The following is a 23,335-nucleotide window of genomic DNA, read 5'->3' as shown; positions in this document are numbered from 1 at the left end:
TTGTGACTCCTGTTCACGTCTATTGAGAAAGGCTGCGGGTAGCCCGGGTAAAAATCCTGGTGGCGGCTTTGCCGCTGGGTGGGTGGCGCTCGAACAACTGCCGGACCCAATCCGGCCGGGTCTTGCTGGCGTCGTTGATCCAGTTGGCGACCGAGTCCTGGGCGTATTTGTCGGCTTCATCGAGCATGGCAATCAGCAAGGGTTCGGCCATCTGCGGCTCGGCTTTGAGCGGGGCGATGTGCTCGCACCAGACCCCACGCGGGCGCAGGATTTCAACGCAGAACCGGCGGATCAGCGGGTCATCGCTGTGGGCATGGCGGCGTAGCAGTTCCAGCGCGTGCGTCAGGTCCTGGGCCAGCAGCGGTCGCAAGGCAATCCAGGCCCATTCGCGCACGCCAAAATGCGCGTCGGTGGCGAACTGGAACTGGCTCAGCAAAGCCTGTTCCAGTTCGCTGTTGCGTTGGCAGTAGGCGTTGGCGAAAGCCGCCCAACTGCGCACGGTGTCCGACGGATGCTCCAGCAGCAGGCCCCAGGTGTGCCCGCGCAGGGGCAGGGCGGCGCTTTCCAGCCACTGCCCCAGTGCAAGGCCCAGGGCGGCGACTTTCTTGGAAATGCCCAGGGCCTGGCCGGCCTCGGCTGCGCTGTAAAGTGTTTGCGCCAGGGACGGTTCCAACTGCGCGCCAAGGGCCGTTGCCAGCGCTACCTGGTCAACGGCCAGGCACTCGCCCAGATTGCGGGTGGGCAGGCGGCCCTGGTCAATCAGGTCCTTGCGATCTTCACTCATCTCGATACCACCGACGCGGTCATGGCCTGGTCAGGCGTTGGGTTTGTGGCGCAGTAGCGCCCGGGTGAAAGCAGGTTGTCCGGATCCAATGCTGCCTTGATCCGCGCCCCGAGCTGCCAGGCAGGCCCCTGGGCGTCGGTCAGCAGGTGCATGAAGCGAGTGGGCACGCGATACGGCAGTACGCCCTGTGCCTTGCCTTGGGCGAACAGCTGGTGATAGCACTCATGGGCGCGGTTCGATGCCTGGGCATCCGAACGGTCGAACAGCAGCGGCACGGTGCAATCGATGGCACGGCTCGACAGGCTGGTCAGCGTCACCGGGCAAGGCATTTGCTGCTGGCGACACCGACGCTCCATGGCGTGCACAAAATCGGCGACTTCCTGGATTTTCAGCGGCAGGATCGGCGCGTACCAGATCAGCCCGCAGTTATCCCGCGCCGGGTTCAGGGGCGCAGCGGGCAGCGGCTTGGCGCCGGCGGTGTAGGCCAACGGCAGGGCCACTTCGCTGGGGTGGCCTTCCATCAAGTCGATGCCTTGCAGCATCTTGCCCAGGGTCCGTTGCCAGCGCTGGGACCAGCCGCCGGGCAGATGGCCCAGCAAGCGTCGGGCGGTGGTCAACTGACCACGGGTCTTGAACATCGATTTGCTGGCGAAAGCCTCAAGTTCACGGCTGATCATGTGTTTGAGCGGAGCGTGCTGGGCTTTCTGGCAATAGATCGAACCGACACCCATCCACGCGGGCAGGCCCAGGGCATCGGCGGCGGCCCGTTGCTGCTCTTCATTCATGCCCACCACCTGAGTGTCTTCGCTGGCCATGGTCAACAGCCGCGTACGGTTCATCAGGTTGATACCACCAATCTGCCCAGGGGCCAGATCCAGCATGCGCTTGATACCTGCCAACGCGGCTTCCAGCCCTTGCTCTTCATCCACCCAGAAATAAAACGGCTGGATAACCTCGGGCTTGCGCACCAGGGCAATCGACATCTGCGTCACCACCCCCAGCCCGCTCTGGCTGAACAGCCCGTCCAGGTACGGCCCCACACCCCATTTGAAGCAGGGCGCGGTGACCCCCAGGGCCATGGGCGAGCGGTACAGCGTACCGTCGGCCAGCACCGCCTCGATGCCGAGTACCGCCTGAAAGTGGTCGGTGTGGGGGGTGATGCCAAAACCGCGCTCCAGTGCATTGCCCAGCACGCTGCAGGTCGGGCCGGCACCGGTCACGGGTGTCAGCCAGGGCAAGTTGTGCTCTTGTAGATAACGGGCCAGATCGCCCTGGGTCACCCCAGGCTCCAGGGTCACCACCGACAGCTCCTCATCGAACCCCAGAATCCGGTTCATCCCGGATAAATCCATCAGCACACAGCGGGCGTCGCTGGTCGAGGCGCTGCCATAACCCCAGTTGTGCCCGGTGCTGATCGGATGCACGGCAACCCCATAGCGCCGCGCGATCACCATGCACGCCGAGACGTGCTCGGTTGAGCGTGGCGCAATCACCACGCGGGCATATGCGGGGGAGCACATGGTGTCTTGCGCGAAACGCTCGATGCTTGCCGGGTCGACGCGCACACCCGCGTCACCGAGCACCTCGCGCCATTGCTGCTGGGCAAGTGTCAGGTGGGCGGGTTCAAAAGGCACTGGCCAGGCCTCCCAGGCGCAGGAACAGGCGCAACTGGTTCACATCCGCCTGGCGACTGGCGGGCAGCGCAGTGTAGCGGCGGCGGAATTCGGGTTTCATCACCTTCACGCAGCGCCGCTTGGGCGTGCGAATCACCATCATCAACGGGCTGAACGCGGTGCTGTAGACCTTGGCACACGGGCCCAGGTAACTGGCGGCCAGGGTCTGGAACTCTTCCAGCGAGAACGCCGCGAGCAGTGAATTGCGATAGTCCAGCAGAGTTTCCGCGTCCGCACCGTCGCTGGCACGCTGGACAAAATAGTCGACGGACTCGATGGTTTTCAGGCGCCCAAAGTCATTCAGGTAAATCGCCCGGTCGTTGCGCAGTACCCGGGAGATATTGCGAAAAGTACCTTCCAACTGGCCAAGGTTTTCCAGGTGATGCAGGGCCATCGACGAGATCACTACATCCACGCTGCGGTCAGCGATCATGCTGAGCCGGGTCATGTCATCTTCAACCAGTTGCACGTTGTCGATGCCTTGCTGATGACACGCTTCGCGCGCCACTTCCAGCATCGACTGCGACAGGTCCATGCCAATGAACTCGGCCCGTGGGTTGAGCCGTGCGACTTGCAGCAACAGGGCCGCCGGGCCGCAGCCGATGTCCAGCACCACGTCGCCGGGCTTGATCAGCGCGCACATCTGCGCACAGTGATAAAGGTGGGTGCCGGACAAGGCCTGGCCCTGGGCGGCACTGTCGGCATAAGACGCCACACTCTGTTGTTCTTCCATGACCAGGGCCGGTTCGGGTATGCGCTCGAACGGTTGCTTGATCGTTATTTCCCTGAATATCGCGCGCAGCAATCCGCTGTCCATACTGCTTCCTCCATGAAATGACGTTTGAACGTGCTTACGCCAGGGCCAGTGCTCGCTGAACCCGTGGCGACAGGTTTCGGCCGTGCACGCCACAGCGCGCCATATGGGTCAGCACTTCTTGTGCGTCCCAGCGGCGTACGCTGCCGGTAGCGGGCAGGCGGATATGGGCGTAGTCACTGCGGCAGAAAAAATCGAAGAAATGCGTGCGCTGACCTTCGACGGCAAACCCCAGGGCAGGGCGCTCATAGGCCTGCTGGAAAATTGCCGGCGCGTTGCCCAGATCCAGACACAAGGGCAGCGACAGGGCATTGTTTAGCTTGGTGTAGGGCTGCACCCGGCCCATGGGCGAAAAGAACAATACATTGCGATAAAACGCCCCCGCCCGCGGATGCACGGCGATCAGCAAGCGCTGTACCCCGCGAAAATGCATGGCCCAGCGAAACATCGCGTTGTAGAGCATCAAGGGCACCCCTTTGCCCCGGTAACCTGCAGCCACCGCCAGGGTGCCGACCTCTGCCAGCCGGCCGCCGGCCAGGCGCTGCATGACGACCTCGTTGCCATGCACTTCTTCCAGGGGCAAACCGAGCATGGAGTCCTCGATCAACGAGACGGTGCCGACGATCTGTTGATCCTTGATCGCCACAAAGGTGGTGGTGCCCGGCAGCAGATGGAACGCCGAAAAGCGCATACCGGCCCGGCACACCGTGGAGATACCGCGCCGTGCATAGCTGTCGTTGACCAGGCGCAACGCCTCTTCCAGTTCGAACAGGCTTTGCACCGGGCGAAACTCAAAGCCTTCGATGGCCAGGGGATGACGGGCGATACGCTTGATAAACAAGCGCCGGTAAAGCGTGGGAGGGATATAGCGTTCCAGGGAAACCATGCTGTGGCGGATGACATCGACGCCACTGTGGATCCGTGGCTTCCTGCCGAAATTGGTCATCACTCGTTGACTGTGCAGCATCAAACACCTCCTTGTGTGACTACCGCGATTGAAGCAATTGAAACCCGGGCCTAATGCTCATCCGGCAGTTGCTGGGACAGTGCGTGGCTGGCCGAAATGCAATAGATCGACTCGGACAATGCCTGGCGCTGCTCAATGCTCAAGCCCTGGATGATGCCGCTGATCCAATCGGTGTGTTCGGCAAACACCTCATCGACCACGCGTTTACCGTCGGCGGTCAGGCTGATGATCAGCTTGCGCCGGTCGGTGGGGTCGGTCTTGCGCTTGATAAACCCGTCGCCCTGCAAGCCATCGAGCAAGCCGGTGACGGTGCCGGTGGTAATCGACAGGCGCGTCGCCAACTCCAGCGGCGACAGCTTGCCGCCGGCACTCTTGAGGGTGAGCATGATGACGAAGCGGCCCTCCGACAGGTTGTAGCGCGCCAGGCGGATGGCACACACACGATTGATCGCGGCCGCGGCCGACAGCAGCTCGAAGCACAGCTTGACACTGTCCCTGACCTCGGCTGGCACCCCATCAAGCTCGCGCAGCATGATGTGGTGTTTGTTCTCTAAAATATTCATAAGGCGCAGTTTATCTTGGCGCCTTACTAAGTCAACATTTTGTTTAATGTCGATGCTGGGCGCCTTCGTCATCGGGATGCGTGTCGCTTTATAGGGCGCCATCGCCGGCAAGCCGGCTTCTACAACGAGGGCCGCTCCTGTTTCAGTCGCCAGCCGCCGGCCCGTTGACGCTCGTGCCAAAAACCGGCGTAACGCCCGTTGTTAGTGAGCAACTGACGGTGGGTACCCGATTCCACGAGGCGACCTTCATCGAGCACCAGGATCTGGTCGGCAGCCATGATGGTCGGCAGGCGATGGGCGATCACCAGCACGGTGGCGCGCTGGATCAGCGTGCCAATGGCGGCTTGCACGTAAGCCTCATTCTGCGGATCGAGTGCCGCCGTGGCTTCATCCAGCAGCACAATCGGCGCGCGCTTGAGCAGGGCACGCGCCAGGGACACGCGTTGGCGTTCACCGCCGGACAGGCTGGCACCCCCTTCACCGACCGGGGTGTCCCAGCCTTGTGGCAGGCGCGCGACGATCTCATCGACGCCAGCCAATGTTGCCGCTTGCGCCAACTGCCGAGGGCTGGCATCCGGGTTGCCGACGCGGATGTTGGCCTCCAGGCTGTCGTCGAACAGATACACGTCCTGCATCACCAAAGACAGCTGCCCCATCAGGGCTTCGCTGGACAGCGCGCGCACATCCACGCCGCCCACCTTGACGCAGCCCGAGCTGGCATCGAAGAAGCGCATCAGCAGGCGGGTGACAGTGGTCTTGCCCGAGCCCGACGCGCCGACAATCGCGGTCATGGTGTTGGCCTGGGCGCTGAAACTCAGGTTCTTGAGCACCGGCGGGCCACTGGGGTAGGCAAAGCCCACGTGTTCAAATTCGAGGCTGCCGGGGGCGGTCATGGGTTGGCTGTGCGCCGGTTCCGCCAGCGGTGGTTGGTGCAGGATGCTCACCAGTTGCTCCAGGTCGTTGCCGGCCATACGCAACAAACCACTGCGCGCGGCGGCCTCCGCCAGGGGCCCGACAAACCGCGCGGCCAGGGCCAGCAAGGCCACCAAATCGATGGCGTCGATCTGTTGGGTCACGGCCAGGGCAATGCCCACGCCAACCAGCAGGGCGAACGCCAGTTGCACGCTCAGGCCTCCGGCCAGCAACTTGGGAAAGGTCTGCGCCAGCATCGAGCCCCCGGCCTGTTGTTGCGCGTGGTTGGCCGCCTGCAACGGCCGATAGCCGCCCTGGGCCTGGCCAAAGGCGCGCAGCACTTGCTGATAGCGGGCAAATTCCACCACGCGGTTGCCGGCTTCGCTGGCGGCGGCTTCGACCCGCGCGTCATTGGCGCCAATGGCATTGGCCGACCAGTGATGGGTGAAATAGATCAGCGGCGCGCACAGTACCGCCGTCAGCCCCAGTCGCCAGTCAAACACAAACAGGGTCAGCGCCACGGTGGCAGGTACCACCACGCCGGACACCACCGGGCCCAGATAATGGGCAAACAACCCGGTGACCATCAGCGTGCCGCTGGTGGCGCTGCGCGACAGTTGGCCGACCTTCTCGCTGTCGAACCAGCCCAGGGGCAGGCGCATCAGGTGCTGGCCAAGGCGCTCATGCAAAGTGGTAAGCACCAGCAGCGCCAGGGCGAACCCCTGCATCGCCTGCTGGTAGTGGGCAATGCAGGTCAGCACCACCATCGCCGCGAGGCCGGCGAGCCAGGTCATGGCCGTCGGCAGGTCGCCGGCAAACAGCGCGTGGAGGATCGGCACCAGTAACGCCACCGCCAAGCCTTGCAGCATGGCACTGGCCACCAGCCAGGCGAGGTAGCGATACAGGCGCGTGGCGTGGCCCGGGCCCAACAAGGTCGACAGGCTGCGGATCATAACGAGGCCTCCAGCGCGCTGGCGTGCCATAACCGAGAGTAGGCGCCGTTGGCCTGCAGCAGTTGCTGATGGCGACCACATTCCACAACGCGACCCTGATCGAGCACGACGATTTGGTCGACATCGCGAATACTCGCCAGGCGATGGGCAATCACCAGTACCGTGCGCCCTCGCGCCAGCGCAGAAAGCGCATCCTGGATCAGCGCCTCGGATTGCGGGTCGGCGTGGGAGGTGGCTTCGTCGAGGACCAGCACCGGGGTGTCCGCCAGCAGCGTACGGGCGATTGACAGGCGCTGGGCCTCGCCGCCGGAAAGAGTCGCGTCTTCGCCAATCACGGACTGATAACCCCGGGGCAGGGCCAGGATGCGCTGATCAATCTGCGCCGCGCGGGCGGCCGCCTGCAATTGCTCATCGCTGGCACCGGGGCAGCCCAGGCGCAGGTTATCGGCCACGCTGCCATGCACCAGTTGCGCATCCTGCAAAACAAAACCGACGTGCCGGTACAACTGGCCCGGGTCGATCTGCCGCACATCGACACCGCCCACCAGCACCCGGCCAGCGTTGACGTCATGAAAACGCGGCACCAACTTGGCCAGGGTCGATTTACCGGCACCGGAACTGCCCACTAAAGCGGTGATCGTACCGGCCGGGCAATACAGGTCGATGCCCTTGAGGATCGGGTGCGCTGCGTCGTAGCCAAACTCGACCTGTTCGAACCTCACATCGTGCCCCACCGGTTCGCGGCAGTGGTCCGGCGTGGGCAGTTCTTCTACGTTCAACAGGGCTTCGATTCGCCCGGCGGCGGCCTGGGCAGTGCGCTGGGCGGCCAGGCTCTGGTTGATCACCAGCAGGGACTGTGGAATGACCACCGCCACCAGCGTCTCGGCAAACAATTGCAGTGGGGTGATCCAGCCGCGACTCAACCACAGGCTGCCCACCCCCAGGCTCACCAGCAGAATCACCGGCACGCTCAGGGCCATGGACGAAATGGCCTCCAGGCGCAGCAAGGGCCGCACCCAGCCGGCGTACTGCTGGCTGAACTGGTTGACTGCCTGTTGATAGCCGCGATGGGCCTGGCCGACGCGACCGAATGCCTTGACTACGGCAATCCCGTGGACGAACTCGACAATGGCTGCGCTGATACGGGTCATGCTCTGGTCCAGCAACTGCATCTTGCTGCCGAAGCCGCGCATCATCAGGGCATAGGCCAGGCTATAGAGCGGCAGAGTCAGCACTGCCAGCAGCGCCAGTCGCCAGTTCAGGCTGGCCAGCCACACCAGCCCTGCCAGGGGTGTGACGATGGCGGCGGTACGTTCCACGGCGTGGTGGGCGATCAGGTGATGCAGGTCTTCAAGATCGTCCTGGACTACCTTGCGCACGGCGCCGGAACTCGACTCGGTGTACCAGCCCAGCGGCACGCGTGCGAGCTTGCCAACCAGCGCTTCGCGCAGGCTGGCTTGCAAGCGATGGTCGGCCAGGTGTGTCAGCCACAGGGCGGCGCCGCAGGCCATCCAGCCGACACTCAGGGCAATCACCACCCAGCCGGCGCACAGCCACAGGGCTTGCGGTTCGGCAGTGCCGGCCATTAGCAGGCGCGCCAGTTCGGTCAAGGCAACATAGGGCACCAGGTTCACCAAGGCCCCGACGGCGGCGAGCGCCACGCCAAGGCGAATCAGGTGGTTGACCGGGCGTTGCAGGGTGTCTAGGGCGCTAGTCATGGGGTTTCCGTTGGCGTTTACACGGGCACCGATGCTAATCGCTGTCACGTTGGCCGCTACCCGTATCGAGTCGATTGCCCCTCCAATCCGCATGCCGGTGTCGGGCTTGAGCACCGCTGCGGTGGGCCGCGGCGCTGGCGACTGCGCGATACGGTTGGAAATTGACTTGAATCGGGTAGAGCGCACCCGCGTGCGTGGCTACCGTCCCAGGCTGTCTCTCTCAAGCATAGGTATCTACACAACTTTGCCGTAACGCCTAAATCCAGGCAGATAGCCCAGTTGTGGCGAGCGGGCTCGCCCCGCGCTGGGCTGCGAAGCAGCCCCAAACCCGGCCATCGCGGTTTATCTGAAGAAACGCGGCGGGGCTTTTGGGGCTGCTTCGCAGCCCAGCGCGGGGCGAGCCCGCTTGCCACAGGGGAGTTCGTCAGTTTCTGAAAGTTGTGTCGATACCTATGCCTCTTAAGGGCAATCATTCCCAAACAAGTGCCGCCCGGCAGGCCCGCTGTCCCTGGATCGGGAGCCGGTATCGGCGCGCTGCCCATGGAGTTGCAGATGTCAGTCGATTCGGGTTTGCAGGTGCGCGGCCTGCGCAAGCGCTACAACAACGGCGTACAAGCGCTGCGCGGCGTGGACCTGAGCGTCGGCCCCGGTATGTACGGGTTGCTCGGCCCCAATGGCGCCGGCAAAAGTAGCCTGATGCGCACCTTGGCGACCTTGCAGCAGCCCGACGCGGGCAGCATCCATCTGGATGGCGTGGATGTGCTGGCCGACTCCAACCACCTGCGTCGCCGCCTTGGCTACCTGCCGCAACAACTGGGGGCATATCCGGGCGTCAGCGCACGCGACTTGCTGGACCGCTTCGCCTGGCTCAAGGGCCGTACCGATAGTCGCCAACGCCGCGCAGAAATCGAAGGCCTGTTGGCCAAGGTCAATCTGCAGGATGCCGCGCACCGTGCGCTAGCCACTTATTCGGGAGGCATGCTGCGCCGCTTTGGCATCGCCATGGCGCTGGTGGGTTCGCCGCGCTTGTTGATTGTCGATGAGCCGACGGCGGGCCTTGATCCGGCGGAGCGCAACCGGTTTCACCGGGTGTTGGCGGACGTGGCCGCTGAGTCGATTGTGTTGTTGTCGACCCATATTGTCGAAGACGTCGAGAACCTGTGCAGCCGCCTTGCGGTGTTGGCTGGCGGGCAGATCCTGGTGGAGGGTAGCCCTCAGGCGTTGCTGGGCGCGGAGCAGGGGCGCCTGTGGGCGGCGTCGTTTGGGCGCGGCGAAACCTTGCCGGCGGCCTTGCACGTGGCGGCCAGCCCCGAGGGCAGTCGGGTGATTGTGCAGGGTGAACGGCCGGCCGACCCACGCTTCATGCCCCACGCACCGCGCCTGGAAGATATTTATTACCTGGCGCTGGCCCAGGCCGGCGAGGCGGTCGACGCATGAGCACCTTCGCCCTGATGATGCGTGAAGCCTGGGTGGAAGTGCGCGCCGGGCTGCGCAGTGGTATTCCCTTGCTGGTGTTTCTGGGCCTGGCCGGCTACCTGTTGATGTCCCTGACCAATGCCGATTACGTGCAGAAAATGGGCGCCAGCGACATCCCGCGCAATGCCCCGAGCCTGATCTACTTGATGGCCTGCGGCTGTATGTTTTTCCTGTTTTTTGCCTGGGCCTGGGTGTTCGCCCAGCCCGCCCTGCGGGACCGCAAGGCGCAATTGGAAGAGGTGTTGCTGGCACTGCCGGTGTCGTTGCCGGCGTTGTTATGGGGGCGCTTCATCGGCGCCGCCGTGGTCGGTGGGCTGCTGGCCAGTTCGCTGATTGTCGGTTTCTTATTGAGCCCGGTCCTCGCCTGGCTGGGTTGGGTGCCGGCGGCGAGTATCGGCGCGCCGGCCTGGTCTGCGCTGGGTTTTGCCTGGGCCGCGTTGCTGTTGCCGGTCAGTACCGGCGTGGGCGCTCTGTATTACTGGCTGGCGCTGCGCAGTCGGGGCCTGGCCGCGCCGTTTGCCCTGGCGACGGTGTTGATGTTGCTGTGGATGTTCGCCGTGGTGGTGCTCAAGGGTGGGCATATCAACCCGCTGCTGGCGACCAGCCTCGATCCGTCGCTGTTCACTTTCGCCCAGGCCCAGGTGGAAACCTGGACCGCAGCGCAAAAATCCCAGGCACTGCTGGACCTCACGCCGGGGTTCTGGCTCAACCGGGGCCTGTGGTGTGTGCTGCCGCTGCTGCTGTTGGCCTGGTCCCTGGCCCGCGCGACGCGCCAGGGTTTGATGGGCCGGCGCAGCGGTGCGGTACTGGCAGAGCCACCGATGCAACTGGCCCTGGATGTGAGCTTGCCTGGTCCGGTGTTGGCCAGCCACTGGCCGCGGGCGCTATGGCTGGAAACCTGTTGGCAGACCCGCCAGGTGTTTGCACGCAAGGTCTGGTGGCTGGCCCTCGGCCTGCTGGTGGTGATGGGCGTGCTCAGCGGCCTTGTGCATGGGGTGTGGCATGCCCGTGGGCCGATGGTGCCGCGCGCTGACTTGACGTTGCCGCTGCTGGCCAGCGCGTTATTCCTGGTGATTGCCTTTATGGTGGCGGCGCTGGTGGGCCTGATCTGCCGGCGTGATGATGTACAGGGGCTGGGGGCAATGCTGCACGCCACGCCGGCGCCCGTGTGGTTGCGTACTTTCGGTCAGGTGCTGTGTGTGGTGCTCGCCACGCTGGCGCTGGCCTTGGTGCCTGGCATCGCCAGCCTGGTGATCAGCGCGGTGGTTGCGCCAGCCAGCCTGGCCCCAGGGTCTGCGCTGATCTACTCATTGTTGGTGTTCGCCCCGCCATTATTGGAGTTGGCGATGCTGACGGTGCTGGTGCATGCGCTGATCCGGCGGTCCGGCCTGGCATACGCCACGTCGATGTTGCTGACGTTTTTCCTGGTGCTCAATCACGAACTGGGACTGGTAAGTTACCCGGCCTATGAAATGGCGATCCCTGGCCACGTGGCGTTGTCGGCGTTGACCGGCTGGGCCCCATGGCTGGCCTATCTCGGCACGCTGGCCAGTTGGAAGCTTGCGCTGTGCCTGGTGCTGGTCGCACTGGCGGCGCTGGCAGTGCCCCGTGGACCGGAGCGGCGGCGTCTTGCCGACCTGGGGGCGCGGCTACGCGGCGTGCCCGGTGTGTTGCTGGCAGTGGGTGTGCTGGTGATGTTCGGCAGCGGTAGCGTGTTGCACCGCCAATTGGTGGTACAGGGCGATTACCAAACCGCTGCTCAGGCCCGTGCCGACAGCGCCGCCTGGGAGCAGCACTGGCTGGGCGGCGCCGGTGCCTTCCAGGTGGCCGGCGGGCAATTGCAGTTGCAGATCGACAGTGCCCAACGCCACGTGCAAGGGCAGTGGACCCTGGAAGGCGTGATCGCCGCCAATGGCCATCTGGATGCCGAGTTGCCAGCGGGTCTGCAGGTGACGGACGCCAGGGTGATGGGCCAGTCGGTGGTGGTTGAGCAAGCCCATGATCATCTGCGGCTGGCCCTGGGTGCCTGTGCGTCGAGCGGTTGCCAGGTGACCTTGCACTGGACCCTGAGTGCCAGCGGTTGGTCGAGCGAAGGCGAGGGGATCTGGCTGAGCCCTCAGGCGGTATGGCTGCAAGCGCGGCGGGTGGTACCGCGCCTAGGCCTGGACCCGGAACTTGGCTTGCGTGCGCCAGTTCAGCGTCTGGCTGCCGGCTTGCCTGCTGTGGCACCCGTGCTGCCCGAAGGGGCGGCCGTAGCCGCGCAAGCGGTTGCACCGGCCGGGGCCTGGCACTGGACCATCGACGCCCAGGGGCAGTCCCTCAGTGGTCGCAGTGAACAGCCGCTGGATTTCGCCTATGCCCTGACCTCGGCGACCGTGACCCATGAACTGGACGGTGTACGAGTACTGGCCGATGCCAGTCGCCAGACCACCGCCCGCGAGGTGCGCGAGGACCTCGCCGCCATGTCTGCCTGTGTCGCGCAGCATCTGGGCGCCAGTCCACCGGTCAGCGAGGTGAGCCAATGGCCCAGCGGCATGGGGGACAGTCGCCTGAGCAACGACCACCTGCTGCTGGCCCAGACCCCGGACTGGGACGTGGCGCCAGCCGGCGTCGGGCGCTGGGCACGACGCGCCCACATCGCCGAACTGTTGGCCCGCCAGCGACTGCTCAGCGCCAGCGACCTGCGCGAACAACCGGGTCATGTATGGCTGAGTCAGGGGGTTGCCGGAGCGCTGGGTTTGCTGTGTGTCGGCGAAGTCGACGGTCCCCAGGCCCGTGCCGCACTGATCGGGCTCAAGGCCGATGACCTGACCCGCTTGCTGGGCAGTGACGGCGAGCCGATCGGCACCCTGGCCAACGCCCGGCAGCAGGGCTGGGCCGCGCCTTATGCGGCCCTGGCCAGCCTCGACTGGGCTGCCAGCCAGAGCGCTGCCCAACTTCTGGACATGACTGCACAAATCCGTACAGGCCAGGGATGGCCCCCCTTGATTCAAGGGCTGCTGGGTGCGCCCTCGGATCAGGTGATCGCCCAGGCGCGCCAGCGTTGGGGCACGCCGCAATGAACCTATCCCTCTCTTATCTGCCTGGAGTTTTGCATGCTTGATCAGTGGCTACTCAAACCGTTACACCACCCGCAGGGTTGGCGCGCCAACGTCCTCACCCAAGCCCTGGCGCTGGCCTTGTCCAGCCAGGCGTGCAGCGCGTTTGCGGCCGACTACCAGCCTCCCGCGCAGGCCCTGGAGCTGGCACCGGTGACCGTCAGCGCGCGGTTGAACCAGGAAAGTGCCAGGGACATTCCCTTTGGCCTTTCGGTGCTTGACGAGCACACCCTGCAAACCCGGCGCCTGCGCACCCTGGAGGATGCGTTGCGCGGCACCCCGGGTGTGGATGTCAATTCCTGGGGTGGGGCGAATGACGCCAATGTGCGGATTCGTGGCGTGGGCTCGCTGAACCAGATGAGCATGGATGACGGCTCGGTGGTGCTGAACGTCGATGGCGTCCCGATGTCGGTGCGCAACGCAGCCATGGCCACCCTCGATGTGCAACAGGTCGAAGTGCTCAAGGGGCCTCAGGGCACCTTGCTGGGGCGCAACAGCGAGGCCGGGGCGATCAACGTCACCACCCGCAAGCCCACCCGTGAGGTCGAAGGCTATGTGCGGGGTGAAGTCGGCCAGCAAGGCCAGTTCATGAGCGAAGGCGCGGTGGGCGGTCCCTTGACCGAGACCCTGGCCGGGCGCATTGCGGTGCGTCGCAGTGGCTTCGATAACTGGGTCGACAACCAGCAGGATGGCGACCCGATGACCACGCCTCGCGACCTGGCCTTGCGTGGCAGCCTGCTGTGGGACAACGACGCCGGTACCACTGGGCTGCTGGTTGCCGAACGCCAGCGCGCCGAGCACTACGCCGGCCTGGAAATGCTGCGGCCCTTTGGCAACAGCCCACGCCTGGACTACACCCCCGGCGTATTTGACGGCAACCAGAAGACCAATGAGCGCTATTCCTTTGAGCTCAACCACGATCTGGCGCAAGCGCGGATCACCTCGATCACGGCCTACACCAGCACCGACTTCAAGGCCGTCAAGGGTTATGACCGCAACATCACCCGTGCACTGTACGGCTCACCCTTTGAATACCTCATTGAGGACTCGGCCCACGAACGGGTCTGGAGCCAGGACCTGCGCCTGGGCTCTCTGCCAGAGGCCGAAGTGTTCTGGGTGGGTGGGGTCAATCTGTCCCGTTCCGAGCGCAATTTCGACTCGAGCAACTTCACCAACGGCGCGCTTCAGCAACGTGAGTTCAGTACCAACAGCTACGCGGCGTATGGCGAGATCACCTTCCCGATTGCCGAGGACTGGAAACTCACCACCGGCCTGCGCCACACCTGGGATCGCAAGACCTACGGCGGTGAATATACGAGTGCAGGCAATCAGGCCAGCGACAGCCGCCAACTGCAAGACAACTACAGCACCGGGCGCGTGGCGCTGGCCTATGCGTTGACGCCGCAGACCAATCTCTATGCGGTGCTTTCCCGTGGCTACAAGTCTGCCGGCTTCAATGATTACGCGACCTCGGTCGCGGACAGTGAGCCGTACAAGGCGGCCAAGGTCAGTGCGGCCGAAGTGGGGTTCAAGCATGAAAGCGAGGGCGGTGCGTTGAGCCTGGAGGGCGCATTGTTCTTCACCCGGGTACGCGATGACCATTTGCTGGGGTATGACTTCAAGACCGTGGCCGTCAGTGCGGTGAATGCCGACACTCGCAGCAAGGGTGCCGAGCTGTCGAGCACCTGGCACGTTACTGATCAACTGACCCTGGGCAGTGCCGTGAGCTACACCAACGCGCTGGTGACCTCCGATGCGCCGGGTGTTTCTGGCGGCGACGTGGTGGCAGGCAGCCGGGTGCCGGACGTGCCGTTGTGGAGTGGCAATTTCAGCGTGGTCTGGCACAAGGATCTGCCCAACCTCCTGGGCCTGCCGGCACCGCAGCTCAATACATTGCTCAATTACCGCCTGCAGAAAAACCGCCCGGCAGACCCGCAGAACCACTATGACCTCAAGGGCTATGCCAAGCTGGACCTGCACCTGGGCCTGGAAAGCGGCGGCTCGGAAGTCTACCTGTGGGGCGACAACCTGCTGGATGCGCGCTATGACTTGTACGGTTCGTACTCCACCGACCAAGTACTGACCGGGATGCCGGCCAGGGGACGGTCGGCGGGCGTGGGTTACAGCTATTCGTTCTGACAGAGGCTTAGCCAACAAACCTTGTAGGAGCTGGCTTGCCCGCGGTGGCCATGAGTATCTACACAACTCTTTGATGGTTCTTGGGGTTGGGTACATATCCCCAGAAGAGAGAGTTGTGTAGATACTCATGCTGCGATGGCGTCGGCGCTGCCAAGGATGTTGGCTGACCTGCCGCCTTCGCAGGCAAGCCAGCTCCTACAAGGGGATTGATCAGAACTGATAGGTGTAGCCGACGCCCAGAGTACGACGGCGCGCGGGTGCGCCGTAGGCCACTGGGTCGCTGTAGAAACCATAGGTGTCGTAGGTCTGGTTCAGCAGATTGTCGGCATAGGCATATACCTCGCCGAACTTGCTTTGCAGGCCGGCGCGCAGGTCGAGTTTCTCGTAGTTATCCAGGTTGAAATGGTTCTGCGGATCGGCCGCCCGTTCGCCCACCAGGTGGTAGTTGAGGCTGGTGTTGAGGGTGGTGTCACCCAGGCCGGCGTAATTGCCCAATGGGTGCTCCCAGGCGACGTTGAAGTTGCCACTCCAGCGGGGTACATCCGGGGTCCGGTTGCCGGCGGCGACGTCACCGGCCTGGATGCCATTCACAGCACTGGTGATCTTCGCGTCGAGGTAGGTGGCACTGGCGGCCACGGTCAAGCCGTAGTCGAAGCGCCAGCTGCCTTCCAGTTCGGCGCCACGGCTACGGGTGTCGGCATTGAAGGCGTTGGTGGCGAAGGTTGCGGCGTCGTACCCCAGCAGATGGTCGTCGTGTACGCGAGTGAAGAACAACGCGCCGTTGAGGCTGCCACGATGGTCATCGGTTTGACTTTTGAAGCCCAGTTCGGCTGCCTTGCTGACAGCCGCCTTGTAGGGTTCGCTGTCGCTGACCTGTGACGCGTAATCATTGAAACCGCCGGATTTATAGCCTCGCGCCAATTGCACATACACGTTGGTTTGTGGGGTAAGCGCATAGCTCAGGGCGGCGCGACCGGTGCCGTAGTTGTCCGTGAGTTTGCGTGAGTCATTGACTGAAGCATTTGCAGAGAAATACTCGCCGTCATAGGTCTTGCGGTCCCAGGAGTGACGATAGCCGGTGGTCAGTTTCAACTGCTCGGTCAAGGGGAAAGTGACTTCGCCGTAGCCGGCATAGGTGGTCGTGGTGAAGTCGCGAAACTTGGCGCCCGAGGTGCCGTAGGTATTGCGCGGGGTGTCGTAGGTGCGCTCGTTGCGCGCGGCGGCCAGCCCTGTGACCCAGAACACCTCGGCGCCCGGCAGGGAGCTCAGGTGCACGTCCTGGCTCCAGGAGCGCTCAAAGGATTTGTCCACCACCCAGAACTCGCCGGGGGTGCCATAGAGAGCGCCCATCAGCTTGCTGTCATAGGCGATCAGCCCTTCGAAGTCGGCGGTGGAGGTGGCGCTGGTTGAGGTCAGGCGGCTGTTGGCGAAGTCATGTTCGACCTTGATCGCATAACGTTCGGTGGTCTTGTAGTTGTCGTCGAACAGGCCGGGAGTGAGGTCCAGGCTCGGGTCGCTGCCGTATGGGCGCAGCACCAGGGAATTGGTGGCGCGGGTGGTCTTCTGGCGCTCGGCGCTGAACAGCGCGCGGGTGTCGTCGTTGATATCCCACAGCAGGCTGCCCCGGTACGCTTCGTTGCGGGGTTTGGTCTGGGGGTGATGGGTCTGGTCGTTGTCGATCCAACTGTCGTACCCGGCCCGGCGCACCGCCAGGCGGCCGCTGACGTTGTCGGTAAGCGGCCCGCCCACTGCGCCTTCGGTGAGGAACTGGCCTTGCTGGCCGACTTCGCCGCGCACATAACCTTCCAATTCGCGAGTCGGCTGGCGTGTGGTGATATTCACCGCGCCGGCTTGGCCAATCGCTCCGGACAAGGTGCCCTGGGGCCCCTTGAGGACTTCGATGCGGTCCACATCCAGGGTTTCAAAACCCAGGCTGCGTGATGAAACCGGCACACCATCGATATTGAACGCCACCGAGCTGTCATCCATTGACATCTGGTACAGCGAGCCCACGCCACGGATCAGCACATTGAAATCATTGGGCCCGCCGGAGGAGTTGACGCTGACCCCGGACGTGTTGCGCAGGGCGCTCTCCAGGGTATCAAGGCGCTGGGTGCGCAACTGTTCGCCGCTGATTACGCTGAGGCTGATCGGTACTTCCTTGGGGTCCTCTTGCTCCATGCGCGCGGTGACGGTCGAAGCCGGCAACTGCACGGTTTGGCTGACCGTGTCGGCCAAGGCTGAATGAGTGAGTGTGCAACCGATAAGAGTTGTTATAGTATAACGAATGTACGGTGATCCACGGCTGGTCGTCGATGGGCTGGGTGCAGACATGATGGGGCCTTGACTGAGGTTTCGGGCAATGCGCGTCGCGGCGGGCGACGGCGGCTAAGGGAGCAACTGCAGCGCGTCAGATGCTAGTGATTATCAATTGCGCGCCTCTACCCCGATGTGGTCTGATTCGAGCCGTATCCGGTCAGCAAGGAGATCCAAGATGTCAGCCACTGAGGAAGAGGCGCGGGCGTTCATGCCGGTCTCGCGGATTATTGCCGACGGTTACGGGGGCGATTTCGGGCCCGGCAACCAGTGTCGGGTCACCCGCGTGACCTTGCAGGGCGGGCTGGATATCGTGCGCTGGCAAAGCACCTTCGAGCAGCCGGTAGAAATGCCCCTGCACGACGATAGCGAGCGCATCCACTTCAGTTTTACCAACCTGCTCAAGGGCAAGGCTTCCTGCAGCTTCCGCGATGGCAGGCGCCAGCGCCGCTATGTCATTGACCAGGGTTGCGGCAGCATCAGTTACGGGCGTTGCCGCGACGGCCTCTATCAGCAGCAGGGCGAAATCGACAACATCACGGTGATGATTCATCCCGACCTGTTGACCCAGTGGGACCTGGAGATCGATCCGAGCCTGTACAGCGCGCTGGCCTGTGACCATTGCTTTCTTGATGGCCACCGTAGCGGCGAAATGACTGCCACTGCCCACCAGTTATCCAATGCCCTGGCGTACGCGCCTGGCCAGCCTCGCAGCCGCTTGTGGCTGTATGGCCAGAGCGTGACTCTGGTCAGCCTGTTTCTGGAAGCGCGGCGTAGCGTGGACTGCGCCTGTCGCCTGAGCGCCCTTGATCGTCAACGCCTGCTGCGCGCCCGCGAGCGCTTGCTGCTTGACCTGGGCAAAGCGCCCAGCCTGTCTGAACTGGCCCGCGAATCCGGAATGAGTCAGCCCAAGCTGACACGCGGGTTCCGCCAGCTGTTCCTCAACAGTGTGTATGGGGTGTTCCAGCAAGCACGCATGACCCAGGCCCGCAGTCGCTTGCTGGAAGGTGACGAGTCGGTGATGCGCGTGGCCTCAGACCTGGGCTACGCCAACGCCAGCCACTTTGCCACGGCATTTCGCAAGCAATTCGGGATCAATCCATCCCTGCTCAAGCAAGGCGGGCGCAGCACCTCGTTGCTGCGGCCTTCCCCTGAGCCGTAAGGCGGCCTACGGCGCCTCTGTACGCGGCTTGTTCACGGACCGGCTGGCCAACAGCCCCAGCTCAAACAGAATCCACATCGGCACCGCCAGCATGGTTTGCGAAAACACGTCCGGTGGGGTCAGCAGCATGCCCACCACAAAGCAGCCGACGATCACATACGGCCGGCTTTTTTGCAGGGTCTGCACGTCCGTGATCCCGGCCCAGATCACCAGAAAGGTGGCCACCGGGATTTCGAACGCCAGGCCGAACGCCAGCAACAGCGCGAGGATGAAATCCAGGTACAGGGCGATATCGGTCATCATCGCCACGCCGTCCGGAGTCACGCTGGTAAAGAAACCGAACATCATCGGGAACACCAGGAAAAACGCGAACGCCATGCCCGCGTAAAACAGCACCACACTGGCGGCCAGCAACCAGGCGGCGGTGCGGCGTTCCTGGCGGTACACCGCCGGCGCGATCATGCCCCAGGCCTGGTGCAGCAACAGCGGGATGCTGATGAACAGGGCGATCATCATGGTCAATTTGAGCGGCGCCAGAAACGGCGAGGTCACCCCGGTGGCGATCATGGTTGCGCCGCTGGGCAGGAAGTCGCGCAACGGTTGCGAGACAAAGCTGTACAGCTGCTGGGCGAAGGGGAAGAGGGCGCAAAACACCAGGAGGATCGCCAGGACGCAGCGCACCAGGCGCGAGCGCAACCGGGTCAGGTGGCCCGTCACCGACAGGCGCGGGGCAGGCAAGGGCAGGTCGCTCATGGGGTAGGTTGTCCTGGGGCAGTGGTGGGTTCTGGCAGCGGTTTAGCGTCCAGGCGGATGCCGTCGCGCAGTTGCTGCTCCAGTTGCCGCAAGGGTTGCTGATCGATGCCCTGCAGCAGGTGTTCGTGGTCCAGTTCCTGGGTGACCTGGGCCTTGAGCGTATTCATTGCCCGCTTGGCCCGACCCAGCCACAGCCCGGCATTGCGCGCGGCAATCGGCAGGCGCTCGGGCCCCAGTACCAGCAGCGCCACCAGGCCCACCAGCAACAGTTCGCTAAAACCGATATCGAACATCAGTGCTTACTGTCGGCAGGTGGCTGAGGTTCGGTTTGCGCCTCAAGGCTGGTCTTTTGCGCCGCCTGGGCACCGGGTTCGCTGCCCATGGAGGAGCGAAAGCCCTTGATCGCTTCACCCACATCACTGCCCAGGCCCTTGAGGCGCCGAGTGCCGAACAGCATCATCACGATCAGCAGCACGATGACCAGTTGCCAAATCCCTATACCACCCATATCGACACTCCAAGCCATTGATTTGAAATATGAAGGCGCAGTTTGCCGAGGCTTTATGACGCTGCGGTGACGTTTTTGCGGGAATTGTGTGAGCCTGCCACCTGGTTGAAACATCCGGTGTGTTGACTGTCGCCAGGTTCTCCATAAAAGGTGGCGTGGCAATGGACAAGAAGCGGCAGCAGGGCGCGGCGCTGTTGATGGTGCTGGTGGCCCTGGCCATGCTCGCGGGCGGCATGGCCTGGATGGTCGAGCAGGGGCGCCAACAGGTCGATAGCGTGCGGCTGGTGCAGCAGCGCGTACAGGCGCGGGCGATCGAGCGCGCGGCGCTGGCCTTTACCGAACAGGCCCTGCAAGACCCGCTATGGCGCGCCAGCCCGTTGTTCTGGCAGGCCATGCGCGGGCAGCCGTTGGCTTATGACTTCAAGGGTGGCAAGGCGAGCATCCAGATTCGCGACCTGCACACCTGCTTCAACGTCAACGCGCTGATCGGTCCCGAAGCCGAGCGGGCCCAGCGCCAACTGGTGCATCTGCTGGGAGCCGACATGGCCGCCGAGCGCCTGGCCCAGACCCTGGCTGACTGGCTCGATGCCGACCAGCAGACTCGCCTGCAAGGCGCCGAAAGCAACGAATACCTGCGCCAATCCCCCCCGCGCCTGGCGGCCAATCAACGCATGCGCGATATCAGCGAGCTGAACCTGCTGGCGGTGCCCGACGCGCTCCGGGCTGTGCGCTATCCGCAATTGTGCAGCCTCGACGAGACTGCAGGCTGGCGGCTGAACGCCAATGCACTGAATCTGGAGATGCTGCCGCTGCTGGATGCGTTGTACGAAGGCGAGGTATCGCGTTCGGTGCTGACCCGGCTGATCAGCGCGCGCCCGGCAGGGGGCTATCGTGATGCGGGCGAACTGCGCCAGGCCTTGGGGGCGATGGATGATGCGATGTTCGAGCGGCTGAGTGAAGGGTTGCAGCTCAACGGTGACCACTTCCTGTTGCAACTGGAGGTTGACCTGGATGGCCAGCGGTTTCGCAGTCAGTACCGTGTCGAAGCCCAGGGTGTGGTGAAGTGGCATGCGCGAGTGCCGGCGCAGGGCATGCTGTTGCGCTCGCGGGAGCCGTTGCCACTATGAAAAGCCCACCCATTCTTACGTTCGTCGGTTATTAGATCGTCTGTGTGTGGAACGTCTATACCTCATTTAAGTAAGCATTATCGATTCAAAGAACCGACCCTGCGCTTGCGTTCGCTCGCTCAACTCGATCTGGAAGAGAGCCTGCGGGGTAGTCGTAAATTTTTGCATAGGGCTTGAAAGGACTACTCAGGACAGTCTTATGCGCGCGCCTATGCTCTGCATCACCTATCTTCTTACGCTGTGTCTTTTCTGGGTTGGCCATGCAGTCGCCGGCTCGTCCCCACCTCTTGTAGTCGTCCACATCGACCCGGTCTTTGGCCCCATCTGTGCTGGGCCTTTAGGGCCGGGGCCCTGCGATGATGTGCGGCGCTTCATCAAGGTCCAACAGGTTGCTGCGTCGATCAACTTACCCGTGGTCGGTATGCACCCCTATTTTGGGCCCATCTGCAATGGGCCACTTGGAAATGCACCCTGCCAGCAAATCGCATGGTTCCTGGCAGTGCGCCAAATTGCTGCGCAAGAGTTCCAGCTGCAACAAGTCGGCAACGTGTGCATGGGGCCGTTCGGACCTGCGCCTTGTGAAGCGCTGCGCGATTACTTGATGCAGGCGCAGCTCGGCGTTGATCCCTACCAGCAGATAAATCCCAGGGCAGTGCAGGTGGTAGGAACCCCAGGGGATCAGAATGGCGGGCCTTTGTGCCAGGGACCTTTTGGTCGGATGCCGTGTACGCTTGCCGGGCAATCGAGCCTAGATCGAATGGGCGTCTTACCTGCGCCCGGTTCGTTTGTGTTGCCGGCAGGGGTGAGCGATCCTGCGAAAATTGCCGCTGCGTGTGCCAGGCAGGTGAAGGTTGATGTGGCGGCGTTTGCCATATGCACTGGCCAGAAGATCGTTCTCCCGGGCAACCAGCAGGCTCTGCTTGATTGCGCCGTCAAGTCCAACGACACCCAAAGGTTCGCCTATTGTGCAGCGCCAAAACTGGGCATCAAGATTTCTGCTGATCAACGCAAGCTTGTTGGTTGCGCAATGGGCGCAAATGGAAGCGAAGAGCAACTCAAAGCGTGCGTGGGTTCAGCGCTGGTGGACAGAGCTCTGAACAGCGACGAGAAGGCGATACTGAACTGTGCCTCGAACGCAAACAGTGACCCCGCGAAGTTCGCGACATGTGCGTCAACGCGTGTCTTTTCCCAGGAGCAGAAAGCGGTGGTTGATTGCGCTGTCGAGTCTGCGGATGCAGCCTCTTTCGCCACCTGCGCAGCGCCCAACGTGGGCATAAAAATGTCCGACGAGCAACGGATCCTGGCCCGCTGCGCCATGCAGAGCCGTGGTGACACCGACGACCTTGCCGCCTGTACGGGCTCTGCTTTTGTGGGTAATAGTCTGGGCCCCAATGAGCAGGCAGTACTCAATTGCGCGGCCAGTTCCGCGGGGGATACTTCAAAATTTGCAAGCTGTTCAGCCAACAAGCTGTTGGGGGGCAAGTTAAGTCGGGAGCAGCAGGTTGCAATACAGTGCGCGGCGCAGGCACAGGGTGATATTTCCCTGGCGGCGACTTGCGCAGGCGCCAATATGTTCAAGATGCAGCTCAATCCAGAACAGCAAATTGCGGTCCAGTGCATCGTTTCTAGTGGGGGGCAGCCCTACGCGGCGGCTGGCTGCATGGCGTCCCGACTCACCGTGCGGGAACTTACCAAGTGCCTTGCTGATGGTATCGGAGGTGATGGCTGTTTTGGCGACTCCAATGATCTAGTCGGTCGAAACGGCTGGGTCGCTCGCAACATGGGGCAGATTGCTGGCGGCTCCGGTTCAGTGATCAATAATCCTGATCAGATATGGGGCGGCGACAACTCGTTTGTAAGGCATCCCCATCAGATTTTGGGGGGATCAAATTCTTTCGCCAGAAACCCGGGCCAGTTCTGGGGTGGGAACAACTCGATCTTCAACAACCCGGGGCAATTGCTTCCAAAGCCAAGGCCGCTTCAGGTTGGGTCGGTGGCTGGCAAACGCATCTGTCTGCCTTGGTGTTAAGGAGAACAACATGCCTTTTCTTAGAGATACGTTGGTTGCGCTGACATTGGTTGCCAGCACTATTGCGATGGCGAGCGCGGATACGCTGAAGTTCGAAGGCGTTGCTGCAATCGCCGCAGGAGCGATAAACCCACCGAACCCTGTAGAGGGTTGTAATCGCGCAAAGCAGGACGCCGAGCAGAAGGCGGTGAATGCGGGAACGAAGGGACTGGCGTCCTGGGACAGGCTTAGCATCGACAGTGACTGTTCGTTATCCCCCCAGGGGGCCACTGGAGCAGGTTTTTTTTATATCTTCAAAGCACGTGGAAACTTCCTAAAGTAAAGTCGCTACCTTGTGGCGAGC

General features: G+C 63.1%; 18 protein-coding genes. 7 read left to right on the top strand and 11 right to left on the bottom strand.

Features of this window, described 5'->3' with window-relative positions:
- Nucleotides 1-19: 19 nt before the first annotated feature.
- The 7 genes from C5F71_RS27900 to C5F71_RS27870 form a co-directional block, all read right to left on the bottom strand.
- Nucleotides 20-784, bottom strand: coding sequence for a DNA alkylation repair protein (locus C5F71_RS27900; protein WP_104912535.1), 765 nt, complete (start codon nucleotides 782-784; stop codon nucleotides 20-22).
- Nucleotides 781-2,418: an FAD-binding oxidoreductase gene (locus C5F71_RS27895; RefSeq protein ID WP_169870650.1), complete on the bottom strand. Its 1,638-nt coding sequence runs from the start codon at nucleotides 2,416-2,418 to the stop codon at nucleotides 781-783. The genes C5F71_RS27900 and C5F71_RS27895 overlap by 4 nt, the downstream gene beginning before the upstream one ends.
- Nucleotides 2,408-3,274, bottom strand: a complete 867-nt coding sequence (locus tag C5F71_RS27890; protein ID WP_104912534.1) for a class I SAM-dependent methyltransferase — start codon at nucleotides 3,272-3,274, stop codon at nucleotides 2,408-2,410. Before C5F71_RS27890 ends, C5F71_RS27895 begins: the two co-directional genes overlap by 11 nt.
- A gap of 34 nt (nucleotides 3,275-3,308) precedes the next feature.
- The gene (locus tag C5F71_RS27885) at nucleotides 3,309-4,238 is read right to left on the bottom strand and encodes a GNAT family N-acetyltransferase (protein ID WP_070995700.1); all 930 of its coding nucleotides are present in this window, start codon (nucleotides 4,236-4,238) and stop codon (nucleotides 3,309-3,311) included.
- 50 nt (nucleotides 4,239-4,288) lie between these two features.
- The gene (locus tag C5F71_RS27880; protein ID WP_070995701.1) at nucleotides 4,289-4,801 is read right to left on the bottom strand and encodes a MarR family winged helix-turn-helix transcriptional regulator; all 513 of its coding nucleotides are present in this window, start codon (nucleotides 4,799-4,801) and stop codon (nucleotides 4,289-4,291) included.
- Nucleotides 4,802-4,920: 119 nt separating this feature from the next.
- Entirely contained in the window at nucleotides 4,921-6,666 is a 1,746-nt protein-coding gene (locus C5F71_RS27875; RefSeq protein ID WP_104912533.1) for an ABC transporter ATP-binding protein, read from the bottom strand.
- Entirely contained in the window at nucleotides 6,663-8,384 is a 1,722-nt protein-coding gene (locus tag C5F71_RS27870) for an ABC transporter ATP-binding protein (RefSeq protein WP_029300573.1), read from the bottom strand. The genes C5F71_RS27875 and C5F71_RS27870 overlap by 4 nt, the downstream gene beginning before the upstream one ends.
- A gap of 552 nt (nucleotides 8,385-8,936) precedes the next feature.
- On the opposite strand from C5F71_RS27870, the gene C5F71_RS27860 reads away from it, so the two are divergent.
- From C5F71_RS27860 to C5F71_RS27850, 3 genes are read left to right on the top strand one after another with little or no spacing between them, the layout of a single operon-like run.
- Nucleotides 8,937-9,821: an ABC transporter ATP-binding protein gene (locus C5F71_RS27860; protein ID WP_029300575.1), complete on the top strand. Its 885-nt coding sequence runs from the start codon at nucleotides 8,937-8,939 to the stop codon at nucleotides 9,819-9,821.
- Entirely contained in the window at nucleotides 9,818-12,922 is a 3,105-nt protein-coding gene (locus C5F71_RS27855; RefSeq protein ID WP_104912531.1) for a hypothetical protein, read from the top strand. Before C5F71_RS27860 ends, C5F71_RS27855 begins: the two co-directional genes overlap by 4 nt.
- 33 nt (nucleotides 12,923-12,955) lie before the next feature.
- Nucleotides 12,956-15,097 carry a TonB-dependent receptor gene (locus C5F71_RS27850; RefSeq protein WP_104912530.1) on the top strand — a complete coding sequence of 714 codons (2,142 nt, stop codon included), beginning with the start codon at nucleotides 12,956-12,958 and terminating at the stop codon, nucleotides 15,095-15,097.
- Between the two features lie 210 nt (nucleotides 15,098-15,307).
- Here the strand turns inward: C5F71_RS27850 and C5F71_RS27845 are convergent, their stop codons facing one another.
- Nucleotides 15,308-17,311, bottom strand: a complete 2,004-nt coding sequence (locus tag C5F71_RS27845; protein ID WP_256588036.1) for a TonB-dependent receptor — start codon at nucleotides 17,309-17,311, stop codon at nucleotides 15,308-15,310.
- Between the two features lie 280 nt (nucleotides 17,312-17,591).
- Here C5F71_RS27845 and C5F71_RS27840 point away from each other — a divergent pair, with 280 nt between their 5' ends.
- Nucleotides 17,592-18,575: a helix-turn-helix transcriptional regulator gene (locus C5F71_RS27840; RefSeq protein WP_104912529.1), complete on the top strand. Its 984-nt coding sequence runs from the start codon at nucleotides 17,592-17,594 to the stop codon at nucleotides 18,573-18,575.
- Between the two features lie 6 nt (nucleotides 18,576-18,581).
- Here C5F71_RS27840 and tatC read toward each other — a convergent pair whose 3' ends face one another.
- The 3 genes from tatC to tatA are packed head-to-tail and all read right to left on the bottom strand — an operon-like array spanning nucleotide 18,582 to nucleotide 19,836.
- Nucleotides 18,582-19,328 carry a twin-arginine translocase subunit TatC gene (gene tatC / locus C5F71_RS27835; RefSeq protein WP_104912528.1) on the bottom strand — a complete coding sequence of 249 codons (747 nt, stop codon included), beginning with the start codon at nucleotides 19,326-19,328 and terminating at the stop codon, nucleotides 18,582-18,584.
- Nucleotides 19,325-19,621: a Sec-independent protein translocase protein TatB gene (gene tatB / locus C5F71_RS27830; protein ID WP_104912527.1), complete on the bottom strand. Its 297-nt coding sequence runs from the start codon at nucleotides 19,619-19,621 to the stop codon at nucleotides 19,325-19,327. Before tatB ends, tatC begins: the two co-directional genes overlap by 4 nt.
- On the bottom strand, nucleotides 19,621-19,836 hold the full coding sequence (gene tatA / locus C5F71_RS27825; RefSeq protein ID WP_070995708.1) for a twin-arginine translocase TatA/TatE family subunit: 216 nt from the start codon (nucleotides 19,834-19,836) through the stop codon (nucleotides 19,621-19,623). The genes tatB and tatA overlap by 1 nt, the downstream gene beginning before the upstream one ends.
- 161 nt (nucleotides 19,837-19,997) lie before the next feature.
- Between tatA and gspK the strand changes: the two genes are divergently transcribed.
- The 3 genes from gspK (at nucleotide 19,998) to C5F71_RS27810 (ending at nucleotide 23,314) form a co-directional block, all read left to right on the top strand.
- A complete protein-coding gene (gene gspK, locus C5F71_RS27820) occupies nucleotides 19,998-20,963 on the top strand; it encodes a type II secretion system minor pseudopilin GspK (protein WP_104912526.1) in 966 nt (321 codons plus the stop codon).
- Between the two features lie 199 nt (nucleotides 20,964-21,162).
- Nucleotides 21,163-22,992 (top strand): hypothetical protein, encoded by a 1,830-nt coding sequence (locus C5F71_RS27815; protein WP_104912525.1) that lies wholly within the window; start codon nucleotides 21,163-21,165, stop codon nucleotides 22,990-22,992.
- A gap of 10 nt (nucleotides 22,993-23,002) precedes the next feature.
- Nucleotides 23,003-23,314, top strand: a complete 312-nt coding sequence (locus C5F71_RS27810; RefSeq protein ID WP_104912524.1) for a hypothetical protein — start codon at nucleotides 23,003-23,005, stop codon at nucleotides 23,312-23,314.
- Nucleotides 23,315-23,335 lie beyond the last annotated feature (21 nt).

The sequence above is a fragment of the Pseudomonas sp. LG1D9 genome (assembly GCF_002949995.1).
Taxonomy (GTDB): domain Bacteria; phylum Pseudomonadota; class Gammaproteobacteria; order Pseudomonadales; family Pseudomonadaceae; genus Aquipseudomonas; species Aquipseudomonas proteolytica.
This window is presented reverse-complemented; position numbering and strand designations above follow the sequence as displayed.